We start from the raw sequence: 26,080 nt of genomic DNA, 5'->3' as shown, positions 1-26,080 counted from the left end.
GCGGGCAAATCACCTAGGGTCAGGACTCGTTAAGAATGAGTCCTGACCCTAGATTCGCAGCATGATTTCCCTTCTCATCGCCGCTGTCGTCGCCACGCAGACCCCACCTGCGGACCCGCGGCAGCCCGTCATCGATTATCGTCGCTGCCTCGACAAGGCGCAGCGCGCGCCCGCCGACGCCCTGCTGGAGGCGGAGACCTGGACCAGGCGCGGCGGCGGGGTGGCGGCGTTGCATTGCCTCGGCGTCGCACAGGCCGCGAGCAAGCAGCCGGCCGAGGGCGCGCGGACCCTCGAGGCCGCAGCCGAGGCGGCGGCCAAGCCGGCTTTGACTGCCGAACTGCTGGCACAGGCCGGCAACGCCTGGCTGCTCGCCAACCGCCCGGCCGAGGCGCGCGCCGCGCTCAGTCGGGCGATCGCGCTCGTCCAGGCCGAACCCGAGCGCTACGCGGAGATGCTGGTGGACCGCGCCCGTGCCGCCGCCAGCACGCAGGACTGGCCAGCGAGCATCGCCGACCTGCGCAGCGCGGCCAAGGAACTGCCCAAGCGCGCCGACATCTGGCTGCTGCTGGCGACCGCCCAGCGCCGCGCCGGCGACACAGCAGGGGCGGCGGGCGCTGTCGAACAGGCGTTCGCCCTCGATCCGGACGATCCCGCGATCCGGCTGGAGCGCGGCAACGCCCGCGCCCGCGCCGGCGACATGGCAGGCGCGCGCAAGGACTGGCAAGCCGCCGTCGACAATGCGGCGCGCGACCCCGACTCCGCGAACCTCGCCCGGCAGAACCTCGACGGCACCGGGCAGTAGATCGGCACATTCCACTTGACATTTATAACCATATTGGCTATATGATGGAGCGTCCCTGCAGCCCCTGATCACGGCAGGCAGGGGCGGCAGCCCGGTGCCCTCCCGCACCGGGGCGACCGGCGCGAAGCCATCCGGTGACCCAGCCGAAGCTTCGCATACACCGCTCGCGGCCAACTGGGGCACGTGTCCCGTGCAAAGTCCGTGCAGGCGGTCCCCGCCTGGAGTCACACCCGAAGCGGACGGGAAGGCCGGAGCATCAGACAAGTCTGGACGCGACTTGACCTGACCAACCACCCAAGTCGTCCAGCCCCGGATGCCCGTGACAGATAAGCGCCGGTCGTTCCCCTGCCCGAGAGCCTGATCGGCTGAGGCGGAAAGCATGTCTGCTTTCCGCCGATGGCGTGAATCAGGCTCTTTTCAACGAATCAAGGTCTAAGGCCACAAGGCAGGACGTGCACCTGCTGCACACAGCCTCTCCCTCCCGCACGCGGGAGGGGTGGCCGCAGGCCGGGGTGGCTCCTCAGGGCTGGAAGCTGTAAGGTGCCGGGCCGCGCACGCCCTCCTCCACCAGCAGGCGCTGGCCGGCCGGCGGCTGGCTGCGCTGGCGGCAGTGCGCGCGCTCGCACATGGCGCAGCCGGGGCCGATCGGCGTCGCCTGCGGGCTGACCAGATCGAGCCCGCGCGTGTAGACCATGGACTTGGCGTAGCGCAGTTCGCAGCCGACCCCGATCGCGAACGACGGCTCGATGCCGCCCCAGGGCGTCCAGCCGTTGCGCACCGTGCGGGCGACGGTGAAGTACAGCGTGCCGTCCGGCACCTCGGCGAGCTGGGTGATCACCTTCCCGGCTGGCGGAAGCAGGTGTGCACGCACCAGATCGGGCAGGTGCCGCCGTATTTCGAGAAGTGGAAGCGCGTCGCCGAGAAGCGTTTCGAGACGTTGCCCGCCTGGTCGACCCGGATCATGAAGAAGGGAATGCCGCGCTGGCCCGGTCGCTGCAGCGTGGTGAGCCGGTGCGCCACCTGCTCGAAGCTGGCGCCGAACCGGGCGGCGAGCAGCTCCAGGTCGTAGCCGCAGGTTTCGGCTGCGGCATGGAAGCGACCGTAAGGCATCATCAGCGCGGCGGCGAAATAGTTGGCGAGGTTGATGCGCAGCAGGCGCTGGGTCGCGGTGTCGACCACGGACAGCGCCTCGATCGCCGCGCTGATCTCCGCATGCGCCTCGACCAGCCCCAGGTGGTGGGCGCAGTTGAAGTTGCGCCCGGCGGCATCCAGCAGTTCGGAGAGGTGCAGCTCCTGGCGGTGGAAGTCGAAGCGGCGCAGCGCATCGGGCATCGCCTCGATCGGCAGCACCCGCACGGTGATCCCGTGCCGCTGGCGCAGCCGTTCCTTCAGGCCGGCGAACAGATCGTCGCTGGACAGCCGGATGTCCTCGGCGACGGTTTCCGCCAGCACGTCGATCTCGGCGAAGTGGTTGCGGCTGCGTTCGATGATGTCGCGCACATCCTCCAGCGGCCCGGTCGGCGCGTCGATGCCGCGCCCGGCAGCGCTCTCCCCGTGGATGGCGCGAGTCGCAGCCGGCGGTAGGCGTCATAGAGCTTGACCAGCGCGCGCGCCATCAGCGGCTCGCCCTGTACGAACCCGTCGAGTTCCTGGCGGCTGACGTCGAGGCCGATGAACAGCGGGTCGGTCATCACCTCGAGGACTTCGGCCAGGCTCTGCTCGGCGCCCTCGCTCATCAGGTCGCGGATGTCGAGATTGTAGGCGTCGGCCAGCCGCAGGAGGAACTGCGCCGTCACCGGCCGCTGGTTGCGCTCGATCAGGTTCAGATAGCTGACCGAGACGCCGAGTTCCTCGGCCATGCGCGTCTGGGTCAGGCCCAGTTGCGCGCGCATGCGCTTCAGCCGCGGGCCGGCAACAGCTTGCGCTCCGCGGGTTGGCGCAGGGGCGCTGCCGGGCGCACCGCAACCGGTAGCGCTGCGGCCGGCGCGTCGTCGAGTCTGTCGCTCATGGGGCATCCTTTGACATCTTTTACATCTTAACACAAAAATTGGGGAGTGCTTGACTTTTTGTCAAAAGACATGCTGCATTGCACATTGACCGTGGACACACCGCATGTCAGGTGTTCGCAACAAACACGGTTGTTAGCCCTGCTCGTGCAAATAATCATGTCATTAACCAGCAATAATTTTGCTGGTTAATGCTGCTTTAGCGAAAACACGGCGACGCACTGTGAAAGTTTGTAAACATCTTGTTCCGGCCGCCAACCCTGGGCCGTACACTGAGGAGTAGAGCATGTCCGATTTCGCCACCCTGATCCCGAACACCCCGGCGGGCCGCTACAAGGACGTCACCCGTCCCTACACCGCCGCGGATGTCGAGCGCCTGCGCGGCTCGGTGCGCATCGAGCATACGCTCGCCACCCGCACCGCCAACAAGCTGTGGGAGCTGCTGCACAGCGAGCCCTACATCAACGCGCTTGGCGCGCTGTCCGGCAACCAGGCGATGCAGATGGTCCGCGCCGGGCTGAAGGCGATCTATCTTTCGGGCTGGCAAGTCGCCGCCGACGCCAACACCGCCGGCCAGATGTACCCGGACCAGTCGCTGTACCCGGCGAACGCCGGCCCCGAGCTGGCGCGTCGCATCAACCGTACCCTGCAGCGCGCCGACCAGATCGAGCATGCCGAGGGCGGCGCCAAGCGCGACTGGTTCGCCCCGATCGTGGCGGACGCGGAAGCCGGTTTCGGCGGCCCGCTGAACTGCTTCGAGATCATGAAGGCCTATATCGAGGCCGGTGCCGCCGGCGTCCACTTCGAGGACCAGCTGGCTTCCGAGAAGAAGTGCGGCCACCTGGGCGGCAAGGTGCTGATCCCGACGCAGGCGCACATCCGCAACCTCGACGCCGCGCGCCTGGCCGCCGACGTCATGGGCGTGCCGACGGTCATCGTCGCCCGCACGGACGCCGAGTCGGCCAAGCTGCTGACCTCCGACATCGATGAGCGCGACCGCGAGTTCTGCACCGGCGAACGCACGGTCGAGGGCTTCTTCCGCCTGAAGGACGGCACGGGCGTCGATCACTGCATCAAGCGCGGCCTCGCCTACGCCGAGCACTGCGACCTGATCTGGTGGGAGACCAGCCACCCGGACCTGAACGATGCCAAGCGCTTCGCCGAGGCGATCAAGAAGGCCTATCCGGACAAGATGATGGCCTACAACTGCTCGCCGAGCTTCAACTGGGAAAAGAACCTGGACAAGGACACCATCGCGAAGTTCCAGCGCGAGATCGGCGCCATGGGCTACAAGTTCCAGTTCGTGACGCTCGCCGGCTTCCACCAGCTGAACTACGGCATGTTCGAGCTGGCACGCGGCTACAAGGATCGTGGCATGGCCGCCTACTCGGAGCTGCAGCAGGCCGAGTTCGCCGCCGAAGCCAACGGCTACACCGCGACCCGCCACCAGCGCGAAGTCGGCACCGGCTATTTCGACGACATCGCCCAGGCGATCGCCGGCGGCCAGTCCTCGACGACCGCGCTCAAGGAATCGACCGAGGCCGACCAGTTCACCGCTGCGGCCTGATCCAACCGGAATACATCAGCAAACTCCCCGGGCTCAGTCCGGGGTTTCTTTGCGCCCGCTCCAGAAGCGCGACGCCCCGACTTTCCGCTTGGAATACGCGGCGCTTGCGTCTAGAGAGGGGCTGATGGCGCGTAGCCGAGGCACACCTCCTGATAACCATGTCGTCGCGCAGGGCCGTACAGGCTTTTCGCCAGCAGGCGCAACGGGCGGTGCATGCGCGCGAAAGCCAGAAGGAGTTCGCCTCTTACGGTCACCGGTCGAAGCTGCAACGCTTCAACCTCAACCGATCAGGCTCTAGAGAACGGCAAAGATGAGAAATGGACAGAATGGCCGCCGCCGCGGCCGCGGATCGAACCGGCCGCCGCAGCAGGGGGTAACCGCGCCGCCGAGGTCGCCCGGCAGGACGCGCGGGTGCGCGGCAACGCCCAGCAGCTCCTGGAAAAATACAAGAATCTGGCGCGTGATGCGGCCTCCAGCGGCGACCGCATCCTGAGCGAATACTATATGCAGCACGCGGATCACTATTACCGTGTGCTGGCTGAATTCCGCAGCCGCTACGAGGATCAACGCCCTCAGGAGCGCGGCTACCAGGACCGGGACGAGCACGGCGACGACGACTATGAGTCGGATCACGCCCAGGATGACGGCGCGGAACCCCAGCGCACCGGTCGCGAACGCCCGGAGCCGGAAAGCGCGCCGCCCGCCGCCGAACACCCGGCTCTCCAGGCGCCACCCATCGAAACCGCGCCACCCGCCGAGCCGGACCCGCAGGCAGAGCCGGATGCGGCGGCAACCGAGCCGCCCGCCGCCGGCGTGGACGTCCGCGCAAGACCGAACGCGCCGAGCCTGCCGCAACCGACGCCTGAGTCTCGATTTCTAAAATTCGCGATTAGCGTGCTGTAATCCTTGGTCCTTTCACGCCCTGTTAAGAACTGGGTGTCATATTTGATGCGCTCTTCCTCTCCGGAGCGCCTCATGTCCCTGGGTGTCACGCACGAAGCTCGACGCATGCTGGCTCTGGCCGCCGACCGGTCGGTGGAAAGCCGCGCCCAGCTCGCCAAGACCATGGTCTGCGTCAGCATCGAAAGCGCGCGCACGCTGAGCGCCGGCGAACAGTCGATGATGAGCGATATCCTGTGCCGGTTGATTGCCACCGTCGAACACGAGATTCGCCACGAACTGGCGCGGGAGTTGTCCAAGGCACCCGATGTGCTGCCCGGCGTCGTCAATCTGCTGGCGAACGACGAAATCGAGATCGCGCGCCCCATACTCGAGCACAGCGGCATCCTCGACGACCCGATGCTGGTGGAGATCGCCCAGCGCCGCAGCGATGAGCACCGCCTGGCGATCGCGGCGCGCGCACGCATCGAGGAGCCGGTGACCGATGCGCTGATCGAGCATGGCGGCGACGATGTGATCGCCGCTGTCATCAGCAATCACGGCGCCGCCATCTCCCGGGAGGCCATGGAGCTGGTCGTCGCGGAAAGCCGCCGGGTTGACGCCTGGCGCCGCCCGTTGCTGGACCGCGCCGACCTGCCGCCCGGCCTGGCCTACCAGATGTACTGGTGGGTGTCGGCCGCCTTGCGCCGGCGCATCCTGACCGATTTCGAGATCGACGAGCAGACCCTTGATAACGCGATGGCCCGCGCCGCCCGGACGGCGCTGCCGGTCGTCGACGAGAAATCGACCGAGGGCAAGGCGCTGGCGCTGGCCCGGCGCATGCGCCAGGTCGGCGCGCTGACCGATGATTTCATCCTGCAGGCGCTGCGCCAGCAGAAGATCCCGCTGTTCGTCGCCGCTTTCGCCGAGCGCGCGGGGATCTCCTACGAACTGGCCTGGCGCGCCATCAACCACAACGGTTTTGAGAGTCTCATCATCCTTGCCAAGGCGGCTGGAATGGTCCGCAACATCGTCTCTTATGTGGTGTTGATCCTGGCCTCGGCCCGGGTGAACGACGGCGTGCTGAAGCTCAACATCCTCGAGCGCATCCTGACGACGTTCGATCGGCTGAAGCTTGATCACTGCAAGCGGGTACTGGCCTACTGGCAGCAGTCGCCGGAACTGCGTGAGGCGATCCACCGGATCGAAACCGGCCAGCGTCCGGTGCCTGTAGGCGGCCGCTCACGCCTGCGCCTCGCGCGCTGACCGGCTCCAGCCCGAATATCGAGTCGGAAGGGTCTACGCAAAGAGGGTCGTGTCTCAGTTTGAAACCTCCCCGCTCACCCTGAGCTGGACGAAGGGTTGAGCGGCTCGTGGTTCGTCCAGCTCACCACGAGCGGACTTTACAGCCTGCTTCAGTGAAGATCGGAATGGCGATCCCATCCAATGTCATCAGACTCTAACAGGCTGCCGAAAAGTGATTTCCAGCACTCCAAACGCACAGCCGTCACCCCGGCGAAGGCCGGGGTCCATGGCCAACACCTTATATTCGTTGTATATATATGTTCCCATGGATTCCGGCCTTCGCCGGAATGACGAAATGGAGCTATATAATTCCACTTTTTCAACCGCCTGCTAAAGATAAAGCTTGGAAAGGCGCACCACGCTGCTGGTGATGACCATGATGCCGACGCCCGCCATCAACAGCCGGGCCGGCATGCGGCGCGTCAGGCGCGCGCCGAGCGGCGCGGCGATGAGTGCGCCCGCCATAAGCCCGATCACATTCCTGCTGAGTGAGTCGAAGCCCATGTGGGAGACCAGCAGCACGGAGACCGCGATCGCCACGATGGTCTCCGCCACGCTTACCGAGCCGACCACCAGGCGGGGTGACAGCCCGCGCTCGACCAGGCTTGTGGTCACCAGCGGCCCCAGACCCCGGCGATCGACTCCAGCACGCCGCCGGCGATGCCGATCACCGTCGGGTTGACGGCGCGCTCGCGGTGCTCGACCTTGCGGAAATAGCGCGACAAGATGATGATCCCAACGCAGATCAGGTAGCAGCTGACAGTGGTTTGGACCCATTTCGTCGGCAACTGCGTCAGAACCAGCACCCCGATGGTCGCGCCGATCACGCCGCCGAGGCCAAGGCTCAGCAGCAGTTGCCTGTCGATGTTACGGTACATCAGGTGGGAGACGGTGGCAGCGCCGCCTGTGACAATCTTGGCGGAATTCACACTGGCGCTGACGATTTTCGGCTCGACGCCCATCGACGCCAGCACGGTCGAGCTGATGACGCCGAAGCCCATGCCCAGCGCACCGTCGCAAAGCTGGGCCAGGAAGCCCACGACGGCGAATAACCAGAACTCGGGGCTCATCAAGAATTCCATGCCCAACTCTCTGGCAACCTGCATGAGCCTGTTCAACAAAGAAAATACTTTACGCCCCGCGGGCTGTGCTGCCGGTATGGGTTGCATCCACTGCCTGCTTCTGGCCTAGTGCGGCAACCGAGGGGCGGCGCGCTGCGTCGGCCCCTGAAACTGCGAAATTTTACGGGGAATTTTCATCGGCATGGCGAAACGGTTCACGTTCATCATTCTCATCGCCATGATTATCGGCATCGTGACCGGCGCAACCTTCAACGCGCAAATCTCCGACCCCGCGCAGCTCAACGCCATCGCCGACGCCTTGGCGACCGTGACGGATGTATTCCTGCGCATGATCAAAATGATCATTGCGCCGCTTGTGTTCACGACTCTGGTTTCCGGCATTGCGCACATGGGCGACTCGAGCGCGCTTGGCCGAATCGGCCTGCGCACCATGGGTTGGTTCCTTGGCGCCTCCGTCTTGTCGCTGCTGGTCGGGATCGTCATGGTCTCGATCCTCCAGCCCGGCGTCGGCCTGGGCCTGGAGCTGCCGGATGCCGGCGCGTCGGCGGGGCTGGCGACGCAGGACTTCACGCTCAAAGGCTTTCTGACCCACCTGGTGCCGACCTCTGCCGTCAAGGCGATGGCCGACAATGAAATCCTGCAGATCGTTATTTTCTCTCTGTTCTTCGGCACGGCGATGGCGGCGCTCGGCGAGAAGACGAAGGACTCGCCCACCTGATCGAGGAGGGCGCGCAGGTCATGCTGCGCGTGACCGGTTATGTGATGCTGTTCGCGCCGATCGCCGTGTTCGCTGCGGTCGCCGCGACTGTCACGACGCGCGGGCTGGGCATCCTCATCACCTACGGCAAGTTCATCGGCGGCTTTACCTGGCGCTCGCCGTGCTCTGGGGCTGCTGATGCTGGCGGGCTACCTGGTCATCGGGCGTCGGGTCGGGCGGCTGTCTTCGATGATCCGCACGCCGATCCTGCTCGCCTTCTCGACCGCGAGTTCGGAGGCCGCCTATCCGCGCACCCTCGAACAGCTGCAGAATTTCGGTGTCCCCAAGCGCATCGCCAGCTTCGTGCTGCCGCTTGGCTATTCGTTCAACCTCGACGGTTCGATGATGTACTGCACCTTCGCGACGCTGTTCATCGCGCAGGCCTACGGCATCGATCTCAGCATCGGCCAGCAGGCGACCATGCTGCTGCTGCTCATGGTCACTTCAAGGGCATGGCCGGTGTGCCGCGCGCGTCGCTGGTCGTGATCGCGGCGACGCTTGGACATTTCAAGATCCCCGAGGCCGGGCTGCTGCTCATTCTCGCCATCGACCAATTCCTCGACATGGCGCGCAGCGCGACCAACGTGCTCGGCAACTCGATCGCGACCTCGGTCGTCGCGAAGTGGGAGGGAGCGCTGGGTCCGGAGGACGCCGAGCGCCCATCCGCTGCATCGGGCTGAGTTGTCTGTTTTACGGCAACAATGCGTGTCGAAAACGCTCTATGGTCGTCTCATGCGATCCGATGTAGGTGTACGCAAACGCGGGAGACATCTGATGCTGCAAAGCCTGGTCGGTTACCTCGACTCCGTGAAAGCGCGTGACCCCTCCGCACGCAGCCGGTGGGAAGTGCTGCTTTACGCCGGGGTCTGGGCGCTCGCCTGGCACCGGATCGCCCACTGGTTCTACACGCTGGAATTCTATTGGCTGGCGCGGCTGTTCTCGCAGATCGGCCGCCTGTTGACCGGCATTGAAATCCACCCCGGCGCCACGATCGGCAAACGCTTCTTCATCGACCACGGCATGGGCGTGGTGATTGGCGAGACGGCGGAAATCTGCGACGACGTCACCATGTACCACGGCGTCACGCTTGGCGGCGTCGATCCGGCGAGTGGCATCGGCGGCAAGCGGCACCCGACCATCGCCAACGGAGTCATCATCGGCTCGGGCGCGCAGATTCTCGGGCCGATCACGGTCGGGGCGAACGCGCGCGTAGGCGCCAATGCGGTCGTGACGCGCGAGGTAATGGCGGCGGCCACCGTCGTCGGCATCCCGGCCAAGCCCGTGCTGATGGACGCCGCCAACTTCTCCCGCGAGTTCCTTGCGTACGGCACACCCTGCGACGAGCGCTATGACCCGCAGACCCAGCGCCTGGAGATCATCCGCTGCGAGATGGAAAAGTTGCAGGCTCGACTGAACGCCCTGGAGTCGGAGCACCGCGACACGCCGCGCCGGACCGGAAGCTAGAGCCTTTCCGACTGAGATTGAGGCACTTTAACACAAGGGCCTCAAGCGAGGGCGATAAGAAACTCTCACCCTTTGTGTAGACCCTTCTTGTCCGTTTTGATTGCCTCACCAAAAGTGATTCAATCAAAAACGGGAAGGGTCTAGGCCCTGCACAAGTACTTGCGCTGACGGCTGCTTCGGCTAACCTCGTGCCATGGACAATGTCACGCCGCTGTTTCCGACGCCCGGTCCATCCCCGCACGCCGCGTCAGGTCGCCTTCGACCGGCCGGAACTGAACGCCATACTCGGGCTTTACGGCCGCATGGTCGTCGCGGGACTCTGGCGGGATTACGCGCTGGAGTTCGATGCCGACCGCGCGGTGTTCAGCGCCTACAAGCGCACCTCGGAACGACCCGAGGCGCAGATTGTGAAATGCCCCGCCTTGATGCGTCGCCAGGGTGCCTGGATGCTGGTCGGCCAGACCGGCAGCGTCCTGAAGCGGGGCCATGAGCTGGAACCGCTGCTGCGACTGCTCGAGCGCCGGCTCATCAAGCTGGTGGACGCTTAGACCATGATTCACGTTTCAGATTGAATCAATCTGAAACGTGAATCATGGTCTAAATTGTTGATAAGAGCCTGATTCACGCCCTCGGTTGAAGCACATATGCTTCAACCTCAACCGATCAGGCCCTAGGGTCAGGAAGGGGAGACGTGACTCAACCTGGTGTCATCACGCTCTGGAGCCTGCCCGCTCAGGCGACGGCGGCCTTGGTCATCGGTGCTGCGCCTTCGTCCGGGTCGCGCAGCACATAGCCGCGGCCCCACACGGTCTCGATGTAACTGTCGCCGCCGCAGGCGACAGCCAGCTTCTTGCGCAGCTTGCAGATGAATACGTCGATGATCTTCAGTTCCGGCTCGTCCATGCCGCCGTACAGGTGGTTCAGGAACATTTCCTTGGTCAGGGTCGTGCCCTTGCGCAGCGACAGCAGCTCAAGCATCGCATATTCCTTGCCGGTCAGGTGCACGCGCTGGCTGTCGACCTCGACGGTCTTGGTATCCAGGTTCACGGCCAGCTTGCCGGTGCGGATCACCGACTGCGAATGGCCCTTCGAGCGGCGCACCACGGCGTGGATGCGGGCGACCAGCTCGTCGCGGTGGAACGGCTTGGTGACGTAGTCGTCAGCGCCGAAGCCGAGGCCCTTGACCTTGGTTTCGGTCTCCGAGCTGCCGGAGAGTATGAGGATGGGGGTCGAGACCTTGAGAGGCGCAGCTTCTTGAGCACTTCATAGCCGTGCATATCCGGAAGCTGCAGGTCGAGAAGAATGATGTCGTAATCGTAGAGTTTACCCAGATCCAGACCCTCTTCGCCGAGGTCGGTGGCGTAAACATTGAACCCTTCGGCCCAGCATCATCTCGATGCTCTTTGCGGTGTTGGCGTCGTCTTCGATCAAAAGTACGCGCATGCTATACCCCTTGGTTGAGCGGTGCGGCACCCGCCCGTCGGTGCTCGTGGTTAATAGGGCCATCATTATCAATAATCGTTAAGAAAAGGTAAGCCGTTAACGGTTTTCGTTTATCTCACGTAAAAAGAGCATAAAACGCGCTTAGGTTTTGGCTTTACCGGGAGTTAACCCTGTTCCGGCATCCCGGAGCCATGAGTGCGCCTTCCTGAGTTTCGAGTCCCTGCGTCGCGAGGTCGGCCGCGTCGAGCGCAGCCGCCCCTATGGCCGCCTGGTCGCGGTGCGCGGCCTGATGCTGGAGGTCGGCGGCATCGCCCATGTCGCCGCCATGGGCTCGCGAGTCGATCTCGCGGACCGGCACGGCGGTGTCGTCGCTGCGGAAGTGATCGGCTTTCGGGACGGCGTGGCGCAGTGCCTGCCGTTCGCGCCGGTCGATGGCATTGGCGTCGGCTGCAAGGCTTATGTCGAGGCGGGCGTCGCCAGCGTCGCGCCATCGCAGAGCTGGCTTGGTCGCGTGGTGAATGGCCTCGGCGAGCCGGTCGATGGGCTCGGGCCGCTGCCATCCGGCCCGGTCGCGCGCCCGATCCGCGCGGCGCCCCGTCCGCGCATGCGCGCCAGCGGGTTGGAGCCAAGATCGATCTTGGCGTTGCGGCGCTCAATGTGTTTGCCCCTGCTGCACCGGCCAGCGCCTCGGCCTGTTCGCTGGCTCCGGCGTCGGCAAGTCGGTGCTGCTGTCCATGCTGGCACGCAACACGGAGTGCGATGTCGCGGTCATCGGCCTGATCGGCGAGCGTGGCCGCGAGGTGCAGGAATTCCTGGAGGACGACCTTGGGCCGGAGGGCCTTGCCCGTTCCGTCGTGGTGGTGGCGACCTCGGACGAGCCGGCGCTGCTGCGGCGCCAGGCCGCCTATCTGACCTTGGCGATCGCCGAGCATTTCCGCGACCAGGGCCAGCACGTGCTGTGCCTGATGGATTCGGTCACCCGCTTCGCGATGGCGCAGCGCGAGATCGGCCTGGCCTGCGGCGAACCGCCAGCCAGCAAGGGTTATACGCCGACGGTCTTCGCCGAGCTGCCGCGGCTGCTGGAGCGTGCGGGGCCAGGCACGGAGGCCGGCGGCGCGATCTCCGGTCTGTTCACCGTGCTCGTTGACGGCGACGACCATAACGAACCGATCGCCGACGCCGTGCGCGGCATCCTCGACGGCCATATCGTCATGCAGCGTGCGATTGCCGAACGCGGGCGCTATCCGGCGGTCAATCTGCTGAAGTCCGTTTCACGGACCCTGCCCGGCGCGCACAACGAGCGCCAGAACGCCATCCTGCGCACCGCCAAGCGGCATCTGTCCGTCTACACGGACATGGAAGAGATGATCCGGCTCGGCCTACCGGCAGGGATCGAACCCGGAGGTCGATGCCGCGCTGCTGGTCGCGCCGCAGATCGAGGCGCTGCTGACCCAACGCAAGGGCAGCTGCATGCGCGCGGCCGAGACCTTCGATGCACTTGAGGCGATCCTCGCGCAGGCCGGCGGCATTGAATGAAGACGCCGTACGACACGGTCGTGCGGCTGCGCAAGAATGCGCTTGATGCCCTGCGGCGCGAAATGGCGCTGGCGGAAGCCCGCCGGGAGGAAGCGCATCGCCGCTTGACCGCGCATTTTGCCGCCATCGAGACGGAGCGCGCGGCTTTGCCGGCCGCGCCGTTCGCCGACTTCGGTGCCTATCTGGCGCGGATGCGCGGGATCGAAGTGCAGCTTCGTCGCGACATCACCCGCCTTGACGCCGAGGTCGACGCGCTGGCCGCACGCATCGAGGCGGAATTCGGCGAATTCAAGACGCTGGACCTCGCCGCCGAGAAATTCCGCGAAGCGCGGCGGCGCGAAGAAGCGCAGAAAGAACAGGCGGAGTTCGACGAGGCGGCGCTCCAACGCCACATCCGGAACGCAGGCGATCTATAGCGCGGCCTCTCAAGCCAGATGGCACTGCATTGCAGCGTTTGCCATCAAGACTGCCATTTATCGCTCATTTCATACACTTGATCGCCCTGCATGCAAATTACGCATACCTCACGTGCGATTTGCGGCCCTCCTTCTTTGCTGCGCCGCAATGTAAATAAGCGTCAACCGTGGCGCGAGGACCTGATCGCTTGAGGTGAGGCGAGACTGCTTCTCCCGATGGCATCAAAGGCCTGACCGTTAACCCCTGATGTTTACGAGGTCATTATGTCCATTCTGCTCGCCAAGACTTTTGCTGCGACTGCGCTCTCGAGCGAACTGCCGGCCGATCCGGTCGTGCGCACGGAGCGTGCGCCGCGCCGCCTCGGCGCGCGCCGCAGCCTTGCCACATTGACCAGCCGGGCTTCGGGTTTCGCGCTGTTCCACGACTGGAGCGCCAACAAGGCCGCGTAAAGCAGCCATGACTGGGCGGCCTGAAAGCTATGTGTTCGGTGCATGGATGGGCCGCTTTAGAGCCTGCTGACATGTGATGGGATCGTCATTGCGAGGAGGCCTGTCAGGCCGACGCGGCAATCCAGAACCATCAGGGTGGATCGCCGCGCGGGGCAGCGTCGTCCTCGCCCGCTTTCACGCCTATCCCGCGCGCCACCAGCGCCTCGCGCAGCAGCGCCTCGATCTGGCCGTTGACGCTGCGGATTTCCGCCGCCGCCAGCCGTTCGATCGCCGCCAGCAGCGCCGGGTCCAGCCGCAGCGGGTAGCTGCGGCGCGGGCCAAGATGCGGGCGCGCCATGATCAGCTGTAGAGCGTGCCGGTATTGACGACCGGCTGGGTTTCGCGCTCGCCACACAGCACGACCATTAGGTTCGAGACCATGGCCGCGCGGCGTTCGTCGTCAAGCTCCACCACACCCTTCTGCGACAGCATCTCGAGCGCCGACTGCACCATGGTCACGGCGCCTTCCACCAGCTTGGCGCGCGCGGCGATCACGGCTTCCGCCTGCTGGCGGCGCAGCATCGCGCCGGCGATCTCGGGCGCATAGGCCAGGTGAGCCAGCCGCGCCTCGTCGATCTGGACGCCCGCCACCTGCACCCGCGCCTGAATCTCGTCGCGCAATTGCGCGCACACGTCGTCGGCGTCGGCGCGCAGCGTCTTCTCGTGGTGTTCGATGTCGTCGTAGGGGTATTGGCTGGCGATGGTCCGGGTCGCGGACTCGATCTGGATTTCCACGAAGTGCTTGTAGTCTTCTACGTCGAACAGCGCCTGGGCGGTGTCCGCCACCCGCCAGACGACGACCACGGCGATCTCGACCGGGTTGCCGCGCTTGTCGTTCACCTTCATGGTCGGCGACTGGCTGTTGTGGACGCGCACCGAGATTTTCTTGCGGGTGTACCAGGGCAGCACCCAGCGCAGGCCGGTCGTGCGTTCGGTGCCGCGATAGGCGCCGAACAGCAGGATGGCGGCGGCCTGGTTCGGTTGCAGCACGAAAAGCCGCCGACGATCACAAACCAGGCGATCCCGAGCGGCACGATCAGAACCGGGAAGCGCGGCGCAACCAGCGGGATCAGCACCGTGATCGCCAACAGGGTCAGCAGCATGCCGATCCCGTTGGAGATGCCGCGCGCCGGGCGCTCGCTGCTGTGGCTCAAGGTGGCAGGCAGTGACATGGGTTGCTCTCCCTCAAAATGATATCATCTTGTATCAAGCGTGGCGCAAAATGCAAGCGTTCTGAGCTGGCGCAGTAGAAACCGGCCGGCATCCCGCGTCGTCCCATGCTGCGCACGCGCTTTGCGCTGCCGTTAAGCTTGCGGCTCAATCGGCTTTCTGACAGAGGGAGGCCTTCCTTTAGCCAGGTGTATTCATGTCGCTTCGCAACATTGCCATCATTGCCCACGTCGACCACGGCAAGACCACGCTCGTCGATCAGCTGTTCCGTCAGTCCGGCACCTACCGCGACAACCAGCGCATCGAAGAGCGCGCCATGGACCGCAACGACCTGGAAAGGAACGCGGCATCACCATTCTCGCCAAGTGCACCTCGGTCGAGTGGCAGGGCACCCGCATCAACATCGTCGATACGCCCGGCCACGCTGACTTCGGCGGCGAGGTGGAGCGTATCCTCTCGATGGTCGACGGCGTGATCCTGCTGGTCGATGCGTCCGAAGGGCCGATGCCGCAGACCAAGTTCGTCACCATGAAGGCGCTGGCGCTTGGCCTGCGCCCCATTGTGGTCGTCAACAAGATCGACCGCCCGGATGGCCGCCCCGAAGAAGTGCTGAACGAGATTTTCGACCTGTTCGTGGCGCTCGAGGCCTCCGACGAGCAGTGCGATTTCCCGGTCCTCTATGGATCGGGCCGCGGCGGTTACGTCGGCGAGAACGAGGACGTGCGCGAGGGCACGCTTGCCCCGCTGTTCGATCTGATCGTGCGCCACGTGCCGGAGCCCAAGGTCGGCGATCCGGATGCGCCGTTCGCCATGCTGGCCTCGCTGCTGGACCGCGAGCAGTTCCTCGGCCGGGTGCTGACCGGCCGGGTGCAGCAGGGCAGGCTCAAGGTCAACGCGCCGATCAAGGTGCTGGACCAGCAGGGCAAGGTCATCGAGCAGGGTCGCGCGACCAAGCTGCTCGCCTATCGCGGGTTGGAGCGCGTGCCGGTTGACGAAGTGGTCGCCGGCGAGATCGTGGCGCTGGCCGGTCTGCTCGAGGGCACCGTGGGCCAGACCATCTGCGACCTCCTGGTCGAGGCGCCGATCCCGGCCACCCCGATCGATCCGCCGACGCTGTCCATGCGCTTCTCGGTCAACGACAGCCCGATGGCCGGGCGCGAGGGCGACAAGGTGACCAGCCGGCTGATCCGCGACCGCCTGATGCGCGAGGCCGAAGGCAATGTCGCGATCCGCGTCACCGAGTCCGACGACAAGGACAGCTTCGACGTTGCCGGCCGCGGCGAACTCCAGCTCGGGGTGCTGATCGAGACCATGCGCCGCGAGGGCTTCGAGCTGTCGATCGCCCGCCCGCGCGTGATCCTGCGCAAGAACGAGGAAACCGGTGATCGCGAGGAGCCGTTCGAGACCGTGCAGATCGACGTGGACGACGCCTATTCCGGCGTGGTGGTCGAGAAGATGAGCCTGCGCAAGGCCGAGATGACCGACATGCGCCCGTCGGGCGGCGGCAAGACCCGCATCACCTTCCGCGCGCCGTCGCGCGGCCTCATCGGCTACCATGGCGAGTTCCTCTCGGACACCCGCGGCACCGGCATCATGAACCGCCTGTTCGACAGCTACGGCCCGTACAAGGGGCCGATCGGCGGCCGCCAGAACGGCGTGCTGATCTCCAACGGTTCAGGCCAGGCAGTGGGCTACGCGCTGCAGGGGCTGGAGGAGCGCGGGATCATCATGGTCGACATCGGCGACGAGGTCTACGAGGGCATGATCATCGGCGAGAACGCCAAGGACAACGATCTTGAGGTCAACCCGCTGAAGGCCAAGCAGCTCACCAACTTCCGCGCATCCGGCAAGGACGAGAACGTGCGTCTGACCCCGCCGCGCAAGCTGACGCTCGAACAGGCGATCGCCTACATCGCCGACGACGAGCTGGTGGAAGTGACGCCCAAGAACATCCGCCTGCGCAAGATCCACCTGAACCCCCACGAGCGCAAGAAGGCGTCCCGCGCCGCCGAGTAGCGCGCCACAGCCTCCTCCGGGTGATAAAACCGCACGCCAGTCAAGCTGGAGCGCGGCGCAATAATGGCTGCTGAGCTTGGGCAGAAGGGCTGAGCGGCTCGTGGTTCTGTCCGAGCTCACCACGAGCGGACTTTACAGCCTGCTTCAGTGAAGATCGGAATGGCGATCCCATCCAAAGTCATCAGACTCTCAAATCATCCACTCCCGAATTCCTCGACCGCGCGCAGCAGCAGCGCCAGATCCTGCGGGCGCGACAAGCGGTGGTCGCCATCCTTGACCAGCATGACGCGGACATCCGCGGCCTGCAGGCGCTCGGCGATCGCGAGCGAGAGTTCCCACGGCACATCCATATCGGCCTGGCCGTGCAGCAGACGCACCGGACACTGGATCGGCAGGTCCTTGTCCAGCAGTGTGCGCGCCGGGGCATCCTCAAGGAGGGCGCGGTGGTAGCGGTAGGGCTCCGGCCCATAGGCGCTTGGCCGCTCGATGTAGCCCTTTGCGCCAGCAGGGTGCGATCAGCGCCGCCAAGCTCCAGACCCCACTCCGTGAAGTCCGGCGCAGGCGCGACCAGCACCAGCCCTGCGACCTGCCGCGGGCGGGCGAGCGCCATCAGCAGTGCGATCCAGCCGCCCATCGACGAACCGACCAGCACCACCGGACCCGGGACCGCAGCATCGAGCACCGCCAGCGCATCGTCCCGCCAGCGGCCGATCGAGCCGTCGGCAAAGGCACCGCCAGATGCGCCGCAGCCGGAATAATCGAACCGAACCATGGCCTGCCCGTGCGCGCCTGCCTGCGCGGCGAGCGCCAGCGCCTTGGTGCCGTTCATGTCGGACAGGTAGCCGGGCAGAAACATCAGGGCCGGCCCGCGCCCATCGATCAGATCGTAGGCCAGGCGCACGCCGTCGCCGCGGTCCAGTTGCCGGTAAGGGTCCTTCAGCATGCGCCTACAGTGGCGGGCGCACACGCAGGAGTCGAGAGGGGCGCGGGGGCTATTTTCCGCTCCCGGCGCACGGATGCAAGATCCTCCCCTTCAAGGGGAGGTGTCTGTCTGAAAGACGGACGGTAGGGTGAAAAGCCCGAATCTCTCATGCGTCCACCACCCCTCCACCACCCTGAAGGGTGGTCCCCTCCCTGTGGGGAAGGAACATTATCCGCGCCAGGTTTCATTTGCGCTCTGCACGCACATGACCCTGACCGCCTGCCACTGGGTCGCGCTCAGAGCGGGGACATAGCGGCGTGTGGTGTCGACGGCCGCGCGGATGTCCGCCTGCCGGTCGCCCGGGTCCGGGTGGGTGGAGACATAGGTGAGCAGGGCGCGCAGCCGTGAATCCAGCTTGTCTTCCGGCTTTGACAGACGACCGAAGAAGGCGGCGAGCGGTGCCGGCGAGGCGTCGATGCGAGCGAGCGCTGCCAGCGCCTCCCGGTCCGCCGCGCGCTCGGCGTTGCGGCCGTAGGCGAGCTGCAGAAAGCCCTGCGTAATCGCGCCGATGTCGCCGCCGAACGCCTGCGCGATCAGCCCCAGCCCCAGCCCGCGCACCACGCCGCGCGTCGCGTGCCGCTGCTCGACATGCGCCAGCTCGTGCGCCAGCACGCCGGCCAGTGCATCGGGCGACTCCGCTTTTCGATCAACCCCGAAAAATCACCACGTGACCGCCGGGCGCCGCCAGCGCATTCTCGACCGGGCTGTCGAGCACCGTGATGCTGGAAACCGGCTCGGCGAAGCGATCCAGTTCGAACATCCGACCTGCCAGGGCATCGAGCGCGCGCTGCCCAGTCGCCCCCGCGCACCGGCTGCTGCCCTGTTCCAGCTGCGCGACCATCTGATCGCCAAGCTCCGCGAAGGCGGACGGCGGCACCACTGCCAGCACCAGATCGATGAAGGTGGCCCAGATCAGCACCAGCACCGCGATGCCTGCACCACCCATGGCCAGCGCCGGGCCAAGGCCGATGCGGTCAAGATGCGTGCGCCAGGTCTCGTGTGCCGGCATCTGGCTGGCCCAGGCGTCGGGCAGGGGCTCCGGGAAGATCAGACGCCAGCCGTCGCGGTCTCTGTGCCGATAAGCGATCTGCTTCGGGTCCGGCGCGACCGTGAGCTCGGCGAGCGGCACAACCTCCACGGTGTCGCCGGTGTCCAGTTCCACCGCGCCGTTGGCAATATGCACCCACACTGGCTGCGCACGGGCGACCCGGCCGTCGTAAAGGGTCGCCGGGCGCGCGCCAGCCGCATCAGATCGCGCCGATATCGAAGGCGTCGGCCAGCCCCTCGCCCTGCCGGAGTGTTGCAGTGCCGGACTGTTCGATCTCGAGAGCGCTCAAGTCGCCGATGACGGTCAGGTGGCTGGTGTAGAACTGCCAGTGCCGGTAGGGCCACAAAAGCAGGCCAAGCCCCAGCGTGAACACCACAAGCGCCACATTGAAGAGGTAGTATTTCAGCCAGTCCAGGGTCGTGGCGTCGAACGCGAAGCATACCGGGCCAAGGCTCAGGTGCCCGACCAGATGCCGGTGCAGGTAGGCGGCATAGCGCAGCATGATCAGCGGCAAGCCGATGTAAATCAGAAGAGTGGCCGAAACAATCAGCGGTGCCGCTTTCGCCGGATCCGGCGGACCGCCACCGAGCGCCCCTGCCCCGAACACGATGATCAAGACGACCGCGACCACGAACACTACGGCAAGAAAGATCGCCGCAAGGTACTTCCCGAACAGCGCCCTCCAGCGTGCATCCCCTTCAAACGACAGGCTGCCGAAGCTCATCTTCGCGAACAGGGCGTTCCAGCCCCAGGCGGTCAGCCAGGGCACGGTGAGGGTGAAGCTGAGCAGCACGGTGAAGCTGCGGGCGAGATAGCCAAGACCGAAGGTCCAGCCGCCATCGTCGCTGCCGCCGCGCACGCCCTGCCAGTAGGTGCGGTTGAGCCGGTAGCGGACCATGCGGAAGATCGCGACGCCGCTCAGATACAGCACGCCGACCAGCAGCAGGATGTAGACGGCGATCGCAAGCTGCCACTGCCCCTTCAGGAGCAGACTCTGCAGCCAGAAGGACAAGGCGCTCATTGGAATGCCGAACAGGACGATCAGGATCAGGAAGCCCTTGAACAGCTCCATGCCGGTGCCGGCCCATTCCAGCGGCGCGCCCTGCACCGAGGTGTGGCTCCACAGGTAGCGGCGTATCCGCGTGACCGCCCAGAACCGGTAGATGCCCAGCGTCACCACCGTAAGCGCCAGGTTGACCAGCTGCATGACGAAGAAATCACCCATCCGGCCGCTGAAATCCGGCCGTTCGCGGCGCTCGCCGCTTGCCTGCATGTCCATCGACGCCCCCGCGTGTGTTTATGTCCGGCGATACTCGCACAGGCGCAGGCGGAGTCAATGGTTGTGCGGGTGAGGTGTGCTCCGCCTCGCCGTCACCCGTGCCGGACACGGGCATTGCGTGATACCCCGGCCGCCAAGCCCCGTGTCCAGTACGGGGCGACGGCGCAGGAGAGTGCCCGGCGCTTGACTCGCCTTGCGTCGTTTCTACTGTGCGCCGCAACACAGGAGACGGGCGATGGCCGACTTGAAGATCACCCTGCCGGACGGATCGGTGCGCACGATGCCGGCGGGCAGCACACCGGGCGATGTCGCCGCCGCCATCGGGCCGGGGCTGGCCAAGGCGGCGCTGGCGGCCGTTGTGAACGGGCAGGACTGGGACCTGACCCGCCCGTTCGAGGGGATGCGACCCTGGCGCTGGTCACCGCCAAGGACGCCGCATCGCTGGAGCTGATCCGCCACGACTTCGCCCACGTGCTGGCCGAGGCCGTGCAGGAGCTTTTCCCCGGCACCCAGGTCACCATCGGCCCGGCGATCGATGACGGCTTCTACTACGACTTCGCGCCGCACGGCAGAGGACCGTTCACCGAGGACGACCTGCCGGCCATCGAGGCGAAAATGCGCGAGATCATCGCCCGCGACGCGCCGATCACCCGCGAGGTCTGGGAACGCGAGGCCGCTATCGAACACTTCCGCGCGATCGGCGAGCACTACAAGGCGCAGATCATCGACGACATCATCAAGCCGGGCGAGCCGATCACCATCTACCGGCAGGGCCAGTGGCACGACCTGTGCCGCGGTCCGCACCTGCCCTCAGTCGGCAGACTGAACCCGGACGCCTTCAAGCTGATGAAGGTGGCCGGCGCCTACTGGCGCGGCGATTCCAGAAACGCCATGCTGAGCCGCATCTACGGCGCGGCATTCCACACGGCCAGGATCTGGCCGCCTACCTGACCCGGCTGGAGGAAGCGGAAAAGCGGGACCACCGCCGGCTGGGCGCGGAGATGGACCTGTTCCACCTGCAGTCGGAAGCACAAGGCTCGGTGTTCTGGCACCCCAAGGGCTTCATCGTCTGGCGCGTGCTGGAGGCGTACATGCGCCGCCGCCTGGACGCCGGCGCCTACAGGGAGGTGAAGACCCCGCAGCTCATGGACGCCCGCCAGTGGGAACAGTCCGGCCACTGGGGCAAGTACCGCGAGAACATGTTCGTGGTGCCGGACGAAATCCCGTCCACCGATGACGATGCGGCGATTTTTCCGGCGCGGCGGACCTCATGGCGCTCAAGCCCATGAACTGCCCGGCGCACGTGCTGATCTTCCGCCAGGGCATCAAATCCTACCGCGACCTGCCGATCCGCATGGCCGAGTTCGGCTGCTGCCACCGCAACGAACCGCACGGCGCGCTGCACGGGCTGATGCGCGTGCGCCAGTTCACCCAGGACGATGCGCACATCTTCTGCCGCGCGGACCAGCTGGTGGAGGAAGTGAGCCGGTTCATCGATCTGCTGGACACGGTCTATCGCGACCTCGGCTTCCCCAACTATGCGATCAAGCTGGCGCTGCGCCCGGAGAAACGCTTCGGGTCCGACGAAATGTGGGACTGGTCGGAGCAGTCGCTGCGCGACGCCGTCGCCGCGACCGGGCGCGCCACAGCCGACTATGGCTGGGAGGAGCTGCCAGGCGAAGGCGCGTTCTACGCCCCAAGCTCGAGTTCCACCTGACCGACGCCATTGGCCGCACCTGGCAGGTCGGCACCATCCAGACCGACACCGTGCTGCCGGAGCGGCTAGACGCAACCTACATCGGCGAGGACGGCCAGAAGCACCGGCCGATCATGCTGCACCGGGCGATTCTGGGCAGCTTCGAGCGCTTCCTTGGCATCCTGATCGAGCACCACGCCGGCAAGTTCCCGCTGTGGCTGGCCCCGGTGCAGGCGGTGGTCGCGACCATCGTCTCCGATGCGGACGACTATGCGCGCGACATCGTGGCCCGGCTGGCCCGCGCGGGCCTGCGCGCCGAGGCCGACACCGCCAACGCCAAGATCAACGCCAAGGTGCGCGAGCACATGCTTGCCAAAGTCCCCTACCTGCTGGTGGTCGGCAAGCGCGAGGCGGACGACGGCACTGTCGCCGTGCGTCAGCTCGGCGCGGAGGACACCCAGAAGGTCATGCCGCTCGACGCGGCGATCGCCCTGCTGACCCTTGAGGCGACCCCGCCGGACCTGCGGCCGGATGCTTAGCAGCCTGATCGGTTGAGGTTGAAGCAAGCCCCTCCCTGAAGGGGTTGGGGAGGGATTTTGGACACGTGGCCCGGCAGGCCCCACCCCGTCCCTCCCCTGAAGGGGAGGGAGTTTCCGCCCCGATCTGAAACGATCAAGGTCTGGGGCGGCGAAAGGGCGTCCCGCGAAACGCTGCGTTTCGCCCCAGCGGGTAAACAGAACTGTTTTCCGCGCAGCGTTTCTGCTACAGCGCCGCTCCATGAGGAGAGCCGCATGACACACCGTTTCGCCGAATTGATGTTCACGCCGGAGGTCCAGGCGCAGCAGGAAGCGCATGGATCGCGCGGTGCCTACGCCCGGTTCGCGCACCCGGACGCCTCGGCCAACGACCGCTTCAGCGAGGGTGAGGCGGCGTTCATCGCCGCGCGCGACAGTTTTACCTGGCAAGCGTCTCGTCGAGTGGCTGGCCCTATGTGCAGCACCGGGGCGGCCCGGCGGGCTTCCTGCAGGCGCTGGACGAGAAAACGCTGGCCTTCCCGGACTATCGCGGCAACCGGCAGTATGTGTCGGTCGGCAACGTCCAGACCGAGGACCGGGTGGCGCTGATCCTGGTCGACTATCCGAACCAGAGACGGCTGAAAATCCTCGGCCGCGCCCGCACGCTGGATCTCGATGAGGCGGCTCCCGTGCTGGCCCGGCTCGCCACCCTGCCCAAAGGTGCGCGCGCCGAGCGGGCGATCCTGATAACGCTGGAGGCGTTCGACTGGAACTGCCCGCAGCACATCACCCCGCGCTACACCAAGGCGCAGGTTGAGACAGCGCTTGCGCCTGTGCTTGAGGAGCTCGAGGCCCTGCGCGCCGAGAACGCCCGTCTGAAGGGCCTGGCCTGAGCGCTGCTACGACTGATCGGCCACGCTGAGCATCCACTGCCCCTCCACCACCCTAGAGGCTTTCCGACTGAGATTGAGGCACTTGTGTTTAGAGCGGTTTTCGATCTGATAGAATCAGATCGCCGCACTATACTTTTGTTTTACCGCGATTTCTTAACCATCGGATGACTCCATCCGATTGGAAATCGCTCTAAGTGGCTCAAGCGAAAGCGCTAAGAAAGGTTCTCACTTTTGCGTAGACCCTTCTTGTCCGTTTTGATTGCCGCGCAAAAGTGATTCAATCAAAACGGGAAGGGTCTAGCAAAACGGGAAGGGTCTAGGCGAGGCTGAGGTTGCGCTCCGCCTTGCCGACCGGCGCGTCGACATCAAGCGCATAGCCGGCCGAGCGCACGGTGCGGATGAGATCCGGTAGGTCGCCGACGTTCAGCGCCTTGCGCAGCCGGCGGATGTGCACGTCGACGGTGCGCAGTTCGACATAGACGTCATGCCCCAGACCGCGTCCAGCAGCTGTTCGCGCGAGAACACCCGGCCCGGGTGCTCCATGAAGTGGCGCAGCAGCCGGTATTCGGTCGGCCCGAGCTGCACGGGATAGCCCTCGCGCACCACCTTGTGCGCACCGATGTCCAGCTCGATGCCGGCGTAGCTGAGGCTGGCGCCGAACAGCGCCGGGCGCAGGCGGCGCAGCACCGCCTTGATGCGCGCATTCAGCTCGCGCGGGCTGAACGGCTTGGTGATGTAATCATCGGCCCCAGTGTCGAGTCCGCGCACCCGGTCGGCTTCTTCCGTGCGCGCGGTCAGCATCAGGATCGGCAGGTTGGCGGTGGTCGGCTGGCGGCGCAGCCGGCGGCACACCTCGATGCCGGAGAGATGCGGGATCATCCAGTCGAGGATCACCAGGTCCGGGCGCTGTTCCTGCGCCAGCACCAGCGCCTCCTCGCCGTCGCCGGCGTGGATCACCTCGCAGCCGTCGCGCTCGAGGTTGTAGGTGACAAGCTCGGTCAGATGGATGTCATCCTCGACCAGCAGGATCTTCGGCTTCATGCGCCCCTCACTCACGGCTGGCGTCCGGTGCTTGCGCGAACGCGGTGTCGTCGTGCTTCGGTCGGTCGCCGGCCATGCGCTCGCCGGTCACGTTGTAATACACGATCTCGGCCATGTTGGTGGAGAGGTCGCCGATCCGCTCCAGGTTCTTCGCCACGAACATCAGGTGCGTCGACGGCGTGATCGCCTGCGGGTTTTCCATCATGTAGGTCAGCAGCGACCGGAACAGGCTGTTGTAGAGGTCGTCCACATCCATGTCGCGATCGCGGACCTTCAGCGCCTTGGCGGTGTCGCGCGAGCCGTAGGCGTCGAGGGCATCCTTCAGCATCTGGGCGACGATCCGGCCGATCTCCGGCACGATCGCCAGCGGCTGGATGTGCCGCGCCTGCGAGAGCACGGTCGAACGCTTGGCGATGTTCTTGGCGTAGTCGCCGACCCGCTCGAGTGCTGCGGAGATTTTCAGCGCCGAGATCACTTCGCGCAGGTCGTCGGCCAGCGGGTGGCGCAGCGCGATGATCTCCACGGCCAATCGCTCGGCCTCCTGCTCCAGCGCATCAATCTGCGCGTCGGCCGTCACGACTTTGGCGGCGCCGTCGATGTCGCGGTCCATCAGCGCATCGAGCGCCATGCGGATCTGGTATTCCGCCAGACCACCCATCTGCGAGACCAGGGCGCGCAGGCTGCGCAGTTCCTCGTCGAACGACTTGACCGTGTGCGTCTGTACCATGGCGGCGTCCTCGTGCGGCGCTCCGCTCAGAGCAACGGACTTTAGATCCGTACCAGTCTAATGGCATGCTCATAACGGATTTAAAGTCCAAAGTTGCTCTATCGATATTTAAATCTAAAGCATCGTTTCCCCTTGAATGCGACAATGCGCGCGATCCCGATCCTGGGTCGCATTAAAGGGGAGATGCTTTAGCCGTAGCGCCCTGTGATGTAGTCCTTGGTCTTCTCCTGGCGCGGGTTGGTGAAGATTTCGCTTGTCGCGCCATATTCGACCAGATTGCCCAGGTGGAAAAAGGCGGTCTTCTGGCTGACTCGTGCAGCCTGCTGCATGTTGTGGGTGACGATCACGATCGCGTAGCGCCCGCGCAGCGCGCCGATCAGTTCCTCGATCTTGGCCGTTGCGATCGGGTCGAGCGCCGAACACGGCTCGTCCATCAGCACGACCTCGGGCTCCACGGCGATGACGCGGGCGATACACAGGCGCTGCTGCTGGCCGCCGGACAAGGCGGTGCCGGGGTCCTGCAGCCGGTCCTTCACTTCCTCCCACAAGCCGGCGCGGCGCAGGCTGTTTTCGACCACCTGGTCCATGTCCGCGCGGTTGGAGGCCAGGCCGTGCAGGCGTGGGCCATAGGCGACGTTCTCGTAGATCGACTTCGGGAACGGGTTCGGCTTCTGGAACACCATGCCGACGCGGGCGCGCAGCTGCACGACGTCCATTGATTTGTCGTAGATGTTCTCGCCGTCGAGCGCGATCTCGCCGGTGACCCGCGCGGACGCGACCGTGTCGTTCATGCGGTTGAGGCAGCGCAGGAACGTCGACTTGCCGCAGCCGGACGGCCCGATGAAGGCGGTGACCTCGTCGGCGCGCACATCGATGTTGACGTCCTTGATCGCGTGCTTCTCGCCATAGTGCACATTGACGTTGCGCGCGGTCATTTTCGGTTGTGGATTGGTCGCCATCGTCGCCT

The 26,080-nt window shown here is 65.5% G+C and carries 20 protein-coding genes and 9 pseudogenes; 14 read left to right on the top strand and 15 right to left on the bottom strand.

The features are described from left to right. Positions 1-61: 61 nt before the first annotated feature. Complete coding sequence (locus E6W36_RS08575; RefSeq protein WP_222872316.1) at positions 62-802, top strand: tetratricopeptide repeat protein; 741 nt, start codon at positions 62-64, stop codon at positions 800-802. A gap of 520 nt (positions 803-1,322) precedes the next feature. Here the strand turns inward: E6W36_RS08575 and E6W36_RS23270 are convergent. Further along, a pseudogene (locus E6W36_RS23270) lies at positions 1,323-2,254 on the bottom strand (helix-turn-helix domain-containing protein). Beyond that, positions 2,191-2,694, bottom strand: coding sequence for a helix-turn-helix domain-containing protein (locus E6W36_RS08560; RefSeq protein WP_222872313.1), 504 nt, complete (start codon positions 2,692-2,694; stop codon positions 2,191-2,193). Before E6W36_RS08560 ends, E6W36_RS23270 begins: the two are co-directional and overlap by 64 nt. Before the next feature lie 400 nt (positions 2,695-3,094). On the opposite strand from E6W36_RS08560, the gene aceA reads away from it, so the two are divergent. The 3 genes from aceA (at position 3,095) to E6W36_RS08545 (ending at position 6,520) form a co-directional block, all read left to right on the top strand. Next, positions 3,095-4,375 (top strand): isocitrate lyase, encoded by a 1,281-nt coding sequence (aceA, locus tag E6W36_RS08555; protein ID WP_222872312.1) that lies wholly within the window; start codon positions 3,095-3,097, stop codon positions 4,373-4,375. A 213-nt stretch (positions 4,376-4,588) separates the two neighbouring features. Further along, positions 4,589-5,278, top strand: coding sequence for a DUF4167 domain-containing protein (locus tag E6W36_RS08550; protein ID WP_425459620.1), 690 nt, complete (start codon positions 4,589-4,591; stop codon positions 5,276-5,278). Positions 5,279-5,350: 72 nt separating this feature from the next. Continuing rightward, positions 5,351-6,520, top strand: a complete 1,170-nt coding sequence (locus tag E6W36_RS08545; RefSeq protein WP_222872311.1) for a DUF2336 domain-containing protein — start codon at positions 5,351-5,353, stop codon at positions 6,518-6,520. Between the two features lie 369 nt (positions 6,521-6,889). On the opposite strand, the gene E6W36_RS08540 is transcribed toward E6W36_RS08545, so the two are convergent. Beyond that, complete coding sequence (locus E6W36_RS08540) at positions 6,890-7,174, bottom strand: hypothetical protein (RefSeq protein WP_222872310.1); 285 nt, start codon at positions 7,172-7,174, stop codon at positions 6,890-6,892. After that, positions 7,171-7,728, bottom strand: coding sequence for a sulfite exporter TauE/SafE family protein (locus E6W36_RS08535; RefSeq protein WP_222872309.1), 558 nt, complete (start codon positions 7,726-7,728; stop codon positions 7,171-7,173). Before E6W36_RS08535 ends, E6W36_RS08540 begins: the two co-directional genes overlap by 4 nt. 94 nt (positions 7,729-7,822) lie before the next feature. Here E6W36_RS08535 and E6W36_RS08530 point away from each other — a divergent pair. From E6W36_RS08530 to E6W36_RS08520, 3 genes and pseudogenes are all read left to right on the top strand, one after another. Further along, positions 7,823-9,078, top strand: a pseudogene (locus E6W36_RS08530) (dicarboxylate/amino acid:cation symporter). 94 nt (positions 9,079-9,172) lie between these two features. Further along, positions 9,173-9,862 carry a serine O-acetyltransferase gene (gene cysE, locus E6W36_RS08525; RefSeq protein ID WP_222872308.1) on the top strand — a complete coding sequence of 230 codons (690 nt, stop codon included), beginning with the start codon at positions 9,173-9,175 and terminating at the stop codon, positions 9,860-9,862. A gap of 200 nt (positions 9,863-10,062) precedes the next feature. Beyond that, positions 10,063-10,410 carry a DUF2794 domain-containing protein gene (locus E6W36_RS08520; protein ID WP_222872307.1) on the top strand — a complete coding sequence of 116 codons (348 nt, stop codon included), beginning with the start codon at positions 10,063-10,065 and terminating at the stop codon, positions 10,408-10,410. A gap of 184 nt (positions 10,411-10,594) precedes the next feature. On the opposite strand, the pseudogene ctrA reads toward E6W36_RS08520, so the two are convergent. Together ctrA and E6W36_RS23265 are read right to left on the bottom strand one after the other, a co-directional pair. After that, a pseudogene (gene ctrA / locus E6W36_RS08515) lies at positions 10,595-11,305 on the bottom strand (response regulator transcription factor CtrA). 154 nt (positions 11,306-11,459) lie between these two features. Then, positions 11,460-11,663, bottom strand: coding sequence for a hypothetical protein (locus tag E6W36_RS23265; protein ID WP_222874533.1), 204 nt, complete (start codon positions 11,661-11,663; stop codon positions 11,460-11,462). Here E6W36_RS23265 and fliI point away from each other — a divergent pair. From fliI to E6W36_RS08495, 3 genes and pseudogenes are all read left to right on the top strand, one after another. Next, positions 11,574-12,841: pseudogene (gene fliI / locus E6W36_RS08505) on the top strand (flagellar protein export ATPase FliI). The gene E6W36_RS23265 and the pseudogene fliI overlap by 90 nt on opposite strands. Next, positions 12,838-13,257 (top strand): flagellar FliJ family protein, encoded by a 420-nt coding sequence (locus E6W36_RS08500; protein ID WP_222872306.1) that lies wholly within the window; start codon positions 12,838-12,840, stop codon positions 13,255-13,257. Before fliI ends, E6W36_RS08500 begins: the two are co-directional and overlap by 4 nt. Positions 13,258-13,521: 264 nt before the next feature. Beyond that, entirely contained in the window at positions 13,522-13,707 is a 186-nt protein-coding gene (locus E6W36_RS08495; RefSeq protein ID WP_222872305.1) for a hypothetical protein, read from the top strand. Between the two features lie 130 nt (positions 13,708-13,837). Here the strand turns inward: E6W36_RS08495 and E6W36_RS08490 are convergent, their stop codons facing one another. Next, positions 13,838-14,044 carry a type II toxin-antitoxin system antitoxin gene (locus E6W36_RS08490; RefSeq protein ID WP_222872304.1) on the bottom strand — a complete coding sequence of 69 codons (207 nt, stop codon included), beginning with the start codon at positions 14,042-14,044 and terminating at the stop codon, positions 13,838-13,840. A gap of 2 nt (positions 14,045-14,046) precedes the next feature. Beyond that, positions 14,047-14,736, bottom strand: coding sequence for an SPFH domain-containing protein (locus tag E6W36_RS08485; RefSeq protein ID WP_342776628.1), 690 nt, complete (start codon positions 14,734-14,736; stop codon positions 14,047-14,049). Between E6W36_RS08485 and E6W36_RS21975 the strand changes: the two genes are divergently transcribed. Together E6W36_RS21975 and typA are read left to right on the top strand one after the other, a co-directional pair. Continuing rightward, positions 14,728-14,940 (top strand): hypothetical protein, encoded by a 213-nt coding sequence (locus E6W36_RS21975; protein ID WP_342776627.1) that lies wholly within the window; start codon positions 14,728-14,730, stop codon positions 14,938-14,940. The two genes, E6W36_RS08485 and E6W36_RS21975, sit on opposite strands and share 9 nt — an antisense overlap. Before the next feature lie 172 nt (positions 14,941-15,112). Then, positions 15,113-16,932 (top strand): annotated as a pseudogene (gene typA / locus E6W36_RS08480) (translational GTPase TypA). Between the two features lie 194 nt (positions 16,933-17,126). On the opposite strand, the pseudogene E6W36_RS08475 reads toward typA, so the two are convergent. The 4 genes and pseudogenes from E6W36_RS08475 to E6W36_RS08460 form a co-directional block, all read right to left on the bottom strand. Then, a pseudogene (locus E6W36_RS08475) lies at positions 17,127-17,875 on the bottom strand (alpha/beta hydrolase). A 207-nt stretch (positions 17,876-18,082) separates the two neighbouring features. Continuing rightward, positions 18,083-18,544 (bottom strand): annotated as a pseudogene (locus tag E6W36_RS08470) (M48 family metallopeptidase); the annotation flags it as partial. A gap of 16 nt (positions 18,545-18,560) precedes the next feature. Further along, complete coding sequence (locus E6W36_RS08465) at positions 18,561-19,178, bottom strand: DUF7092 domain-containing protein (RefSeq protein WP_425459723.1); 618 nt, start codon at positions 19,176-19,178, stop codon at positions 18,561-18,563. Then, a complete protein-coding gene (locus E6W36_RS08460) occupies positions 19,162-20,241 on the bottom strand; it encodes a YjgN family protein (protein ID WP_222872301.1) in 1,080 nt (359 codons plus the stop codon). The genes E6W36_RS08465 and E6W36_RS08460 overlap by 17 nt, the downstream gene beginning before the upstream one ends. A gap of 235 nt (positions 20,242-20,476) precedes the next feature. Here E6W36_RS08460 and thrS point away from each other — a divergent pair. Next, positions 20,477-22,476 (top strand): annotated as a pseudogene (thrS, locus tag E6W36_RS08455) (threonine--tRNA ligase). 452 nt (positions 22,477-22,928) lie between these two features. Further along, a complete protein-coding gene (locus E6W36_RS08450) occupies positions 22,929-23,345 on the top strand; it encodes a pyridoxamine 5'-phosphate oxidase family protein (protein WP_342776626.1) in 417 nt (138 codons plus the stop codon). 316 nt (positions 23,346-23,661) lie between these two features. On the opposite strand, the pseudogene phoB reads toward E6W36_RS08450, so the two are convergent. The 3 genes and pseudogenes from phoB to pstB form a co-directional block, all read right to left on the bottom strand. Further along, positions 23,662-24,386: pseudogene (gene phoB / locus E6W36_RS08445) on the bottom strand (phosphate regulon transcriptional regulator PhoB). Positions 24,387-24,393: 7 nt separating this feature from the next. Beyond that, on the bottom strand, positions 24,394-25,113 hold the full coding sequence (gene phoU / locus E6W36_RS08440; protein ID WP_222872300.1) for a phosphate signaling complex protein PhoU: 720 nt from the start codon (positions 25,111-25,113) through the stop codon (positions 24,394-24,396). A gap of 188 nt (positions 25,114-25,301) precedes the next feature. Then, positions 25,302-26,072 (bottom strand): phosphate ABC transporter ATP-binding protein PstB, encoded by a 771-nt coding sequence (gene pstB / locus E6W36_RS08435; protein ID WP_222874441.1) that lies wholly within the window; start codon positions 26,070-26,072, stop codon positions 25,302-25,304. Positions 26,073-26,080 lie beyond the last annotated feature (8 nt).

Source organism: Hankyongella ginsenosidimutans (assembly GCF_005144965.1).
GTDB classification, from domain to species: domain Bacteria; phylum Pseudomonadota; class Alphaproteobacteria; order Sphingomonadales; family Sphingomonadaceae; genus Hankyongella; species Hankyongella ginsenosidimutans.
This window is presented reverse-complemented; position numbering and strand designations above follow the sequence as displayed.

Coding starts and splice junctions, on each gene's coding strand:
- E6W36_RS08575 (WP_222872316.1), top strand. CDS start 62: ATGATTTCCCTTCTCATCGCCGCTGTCGTCGCCACGCAGACCCCACCT.
- E6W36_RS08560 (WP_222872313.1), bottom strand. CDS start 2,694: ATGCGCGCGCAACTGGGCCTGACCCAGACGCGCATGGCCGAGGAACTC.
- aceA (WP_222872312.1), top strand. CDS start 3,095: ATGTCCGATTTCGCCACCCTGATCCCGAACACCCCGGCGGGCCGCTAC.
- E6W36_RS08550 (WP_425459620.1), top strand. CDS start 4,589: ATGCGCGCGAAAGCCAGAAGGAGTTCGCCTCTTACGGTCACCGGTCGA.
- E6W36_RS08545 (WP_222872311.1), top strand. CDS start 5,351: ATGTCCCTGGGTGTCACGCACGAAGCTCGACGCATGCTGGCTCTGGCC.
- E6W36_RS08535 (WP_222872309.1), bottom strand. CDS start 7,728: ATGCAACCCATACCGGCAGCACAGCCCGCGGGGCGTAAAGTATTTTCT.
- cysE (WP_222872308.1), top strand. CDS start 9,173: ATGCTGCAAAGCCTGGTCGGTTACCTCGACTCCGTGAAAGCGCGTGAC.
- E6W36_RS08520 (WP_222872307.1), top strand. CDS start 10,063: ATGTCACGCCGCTGTTTCCGACGCCCGGTCCATCCCCGCACGCCGCGT.
- E6W36_RS08500 (WP_222872306.1), top strand. CDS start 12,838: ATGAAGACGCCGTACGACACGGTCGTGCGGCTGCGCAAGAATGCGCTT.
- E6W36_RS08495 (WP_222872305.1), top strand. CDS start 13,522: ATGTCCATTCTGCTCGCCAAGACTTTTGCTGCGACTGCGCTCTCGAGC.
- E6W36_RS08490 (WP_222872304.1), bottom strand. CDS start 14,044: ATGGCGCGCCCGCATCTTGGCCCGCGCCGCAGCTACCCGCTGCGGCTG.
- E6W36_RS08460 (WP_222872301.1), bottom strand. CDS start 20,241: ATGGACATGCAGGCAAGCGGCGAGCGCCGCGAACGGCCGGATTTCAGC.
- phoU (WP_222872300.1), bottom strand. CDS start 25,113: ATGGTACAGACGCACACGGTCAAGTCGTTCGACGAGGAACTGCGCAGC.
- pstB (WP_222874441.1), bottom strand. CDS start 26,072: ATGGCGACCAATCCACAACCGAAAATGACCGCGCGCAACGTCAATGTG.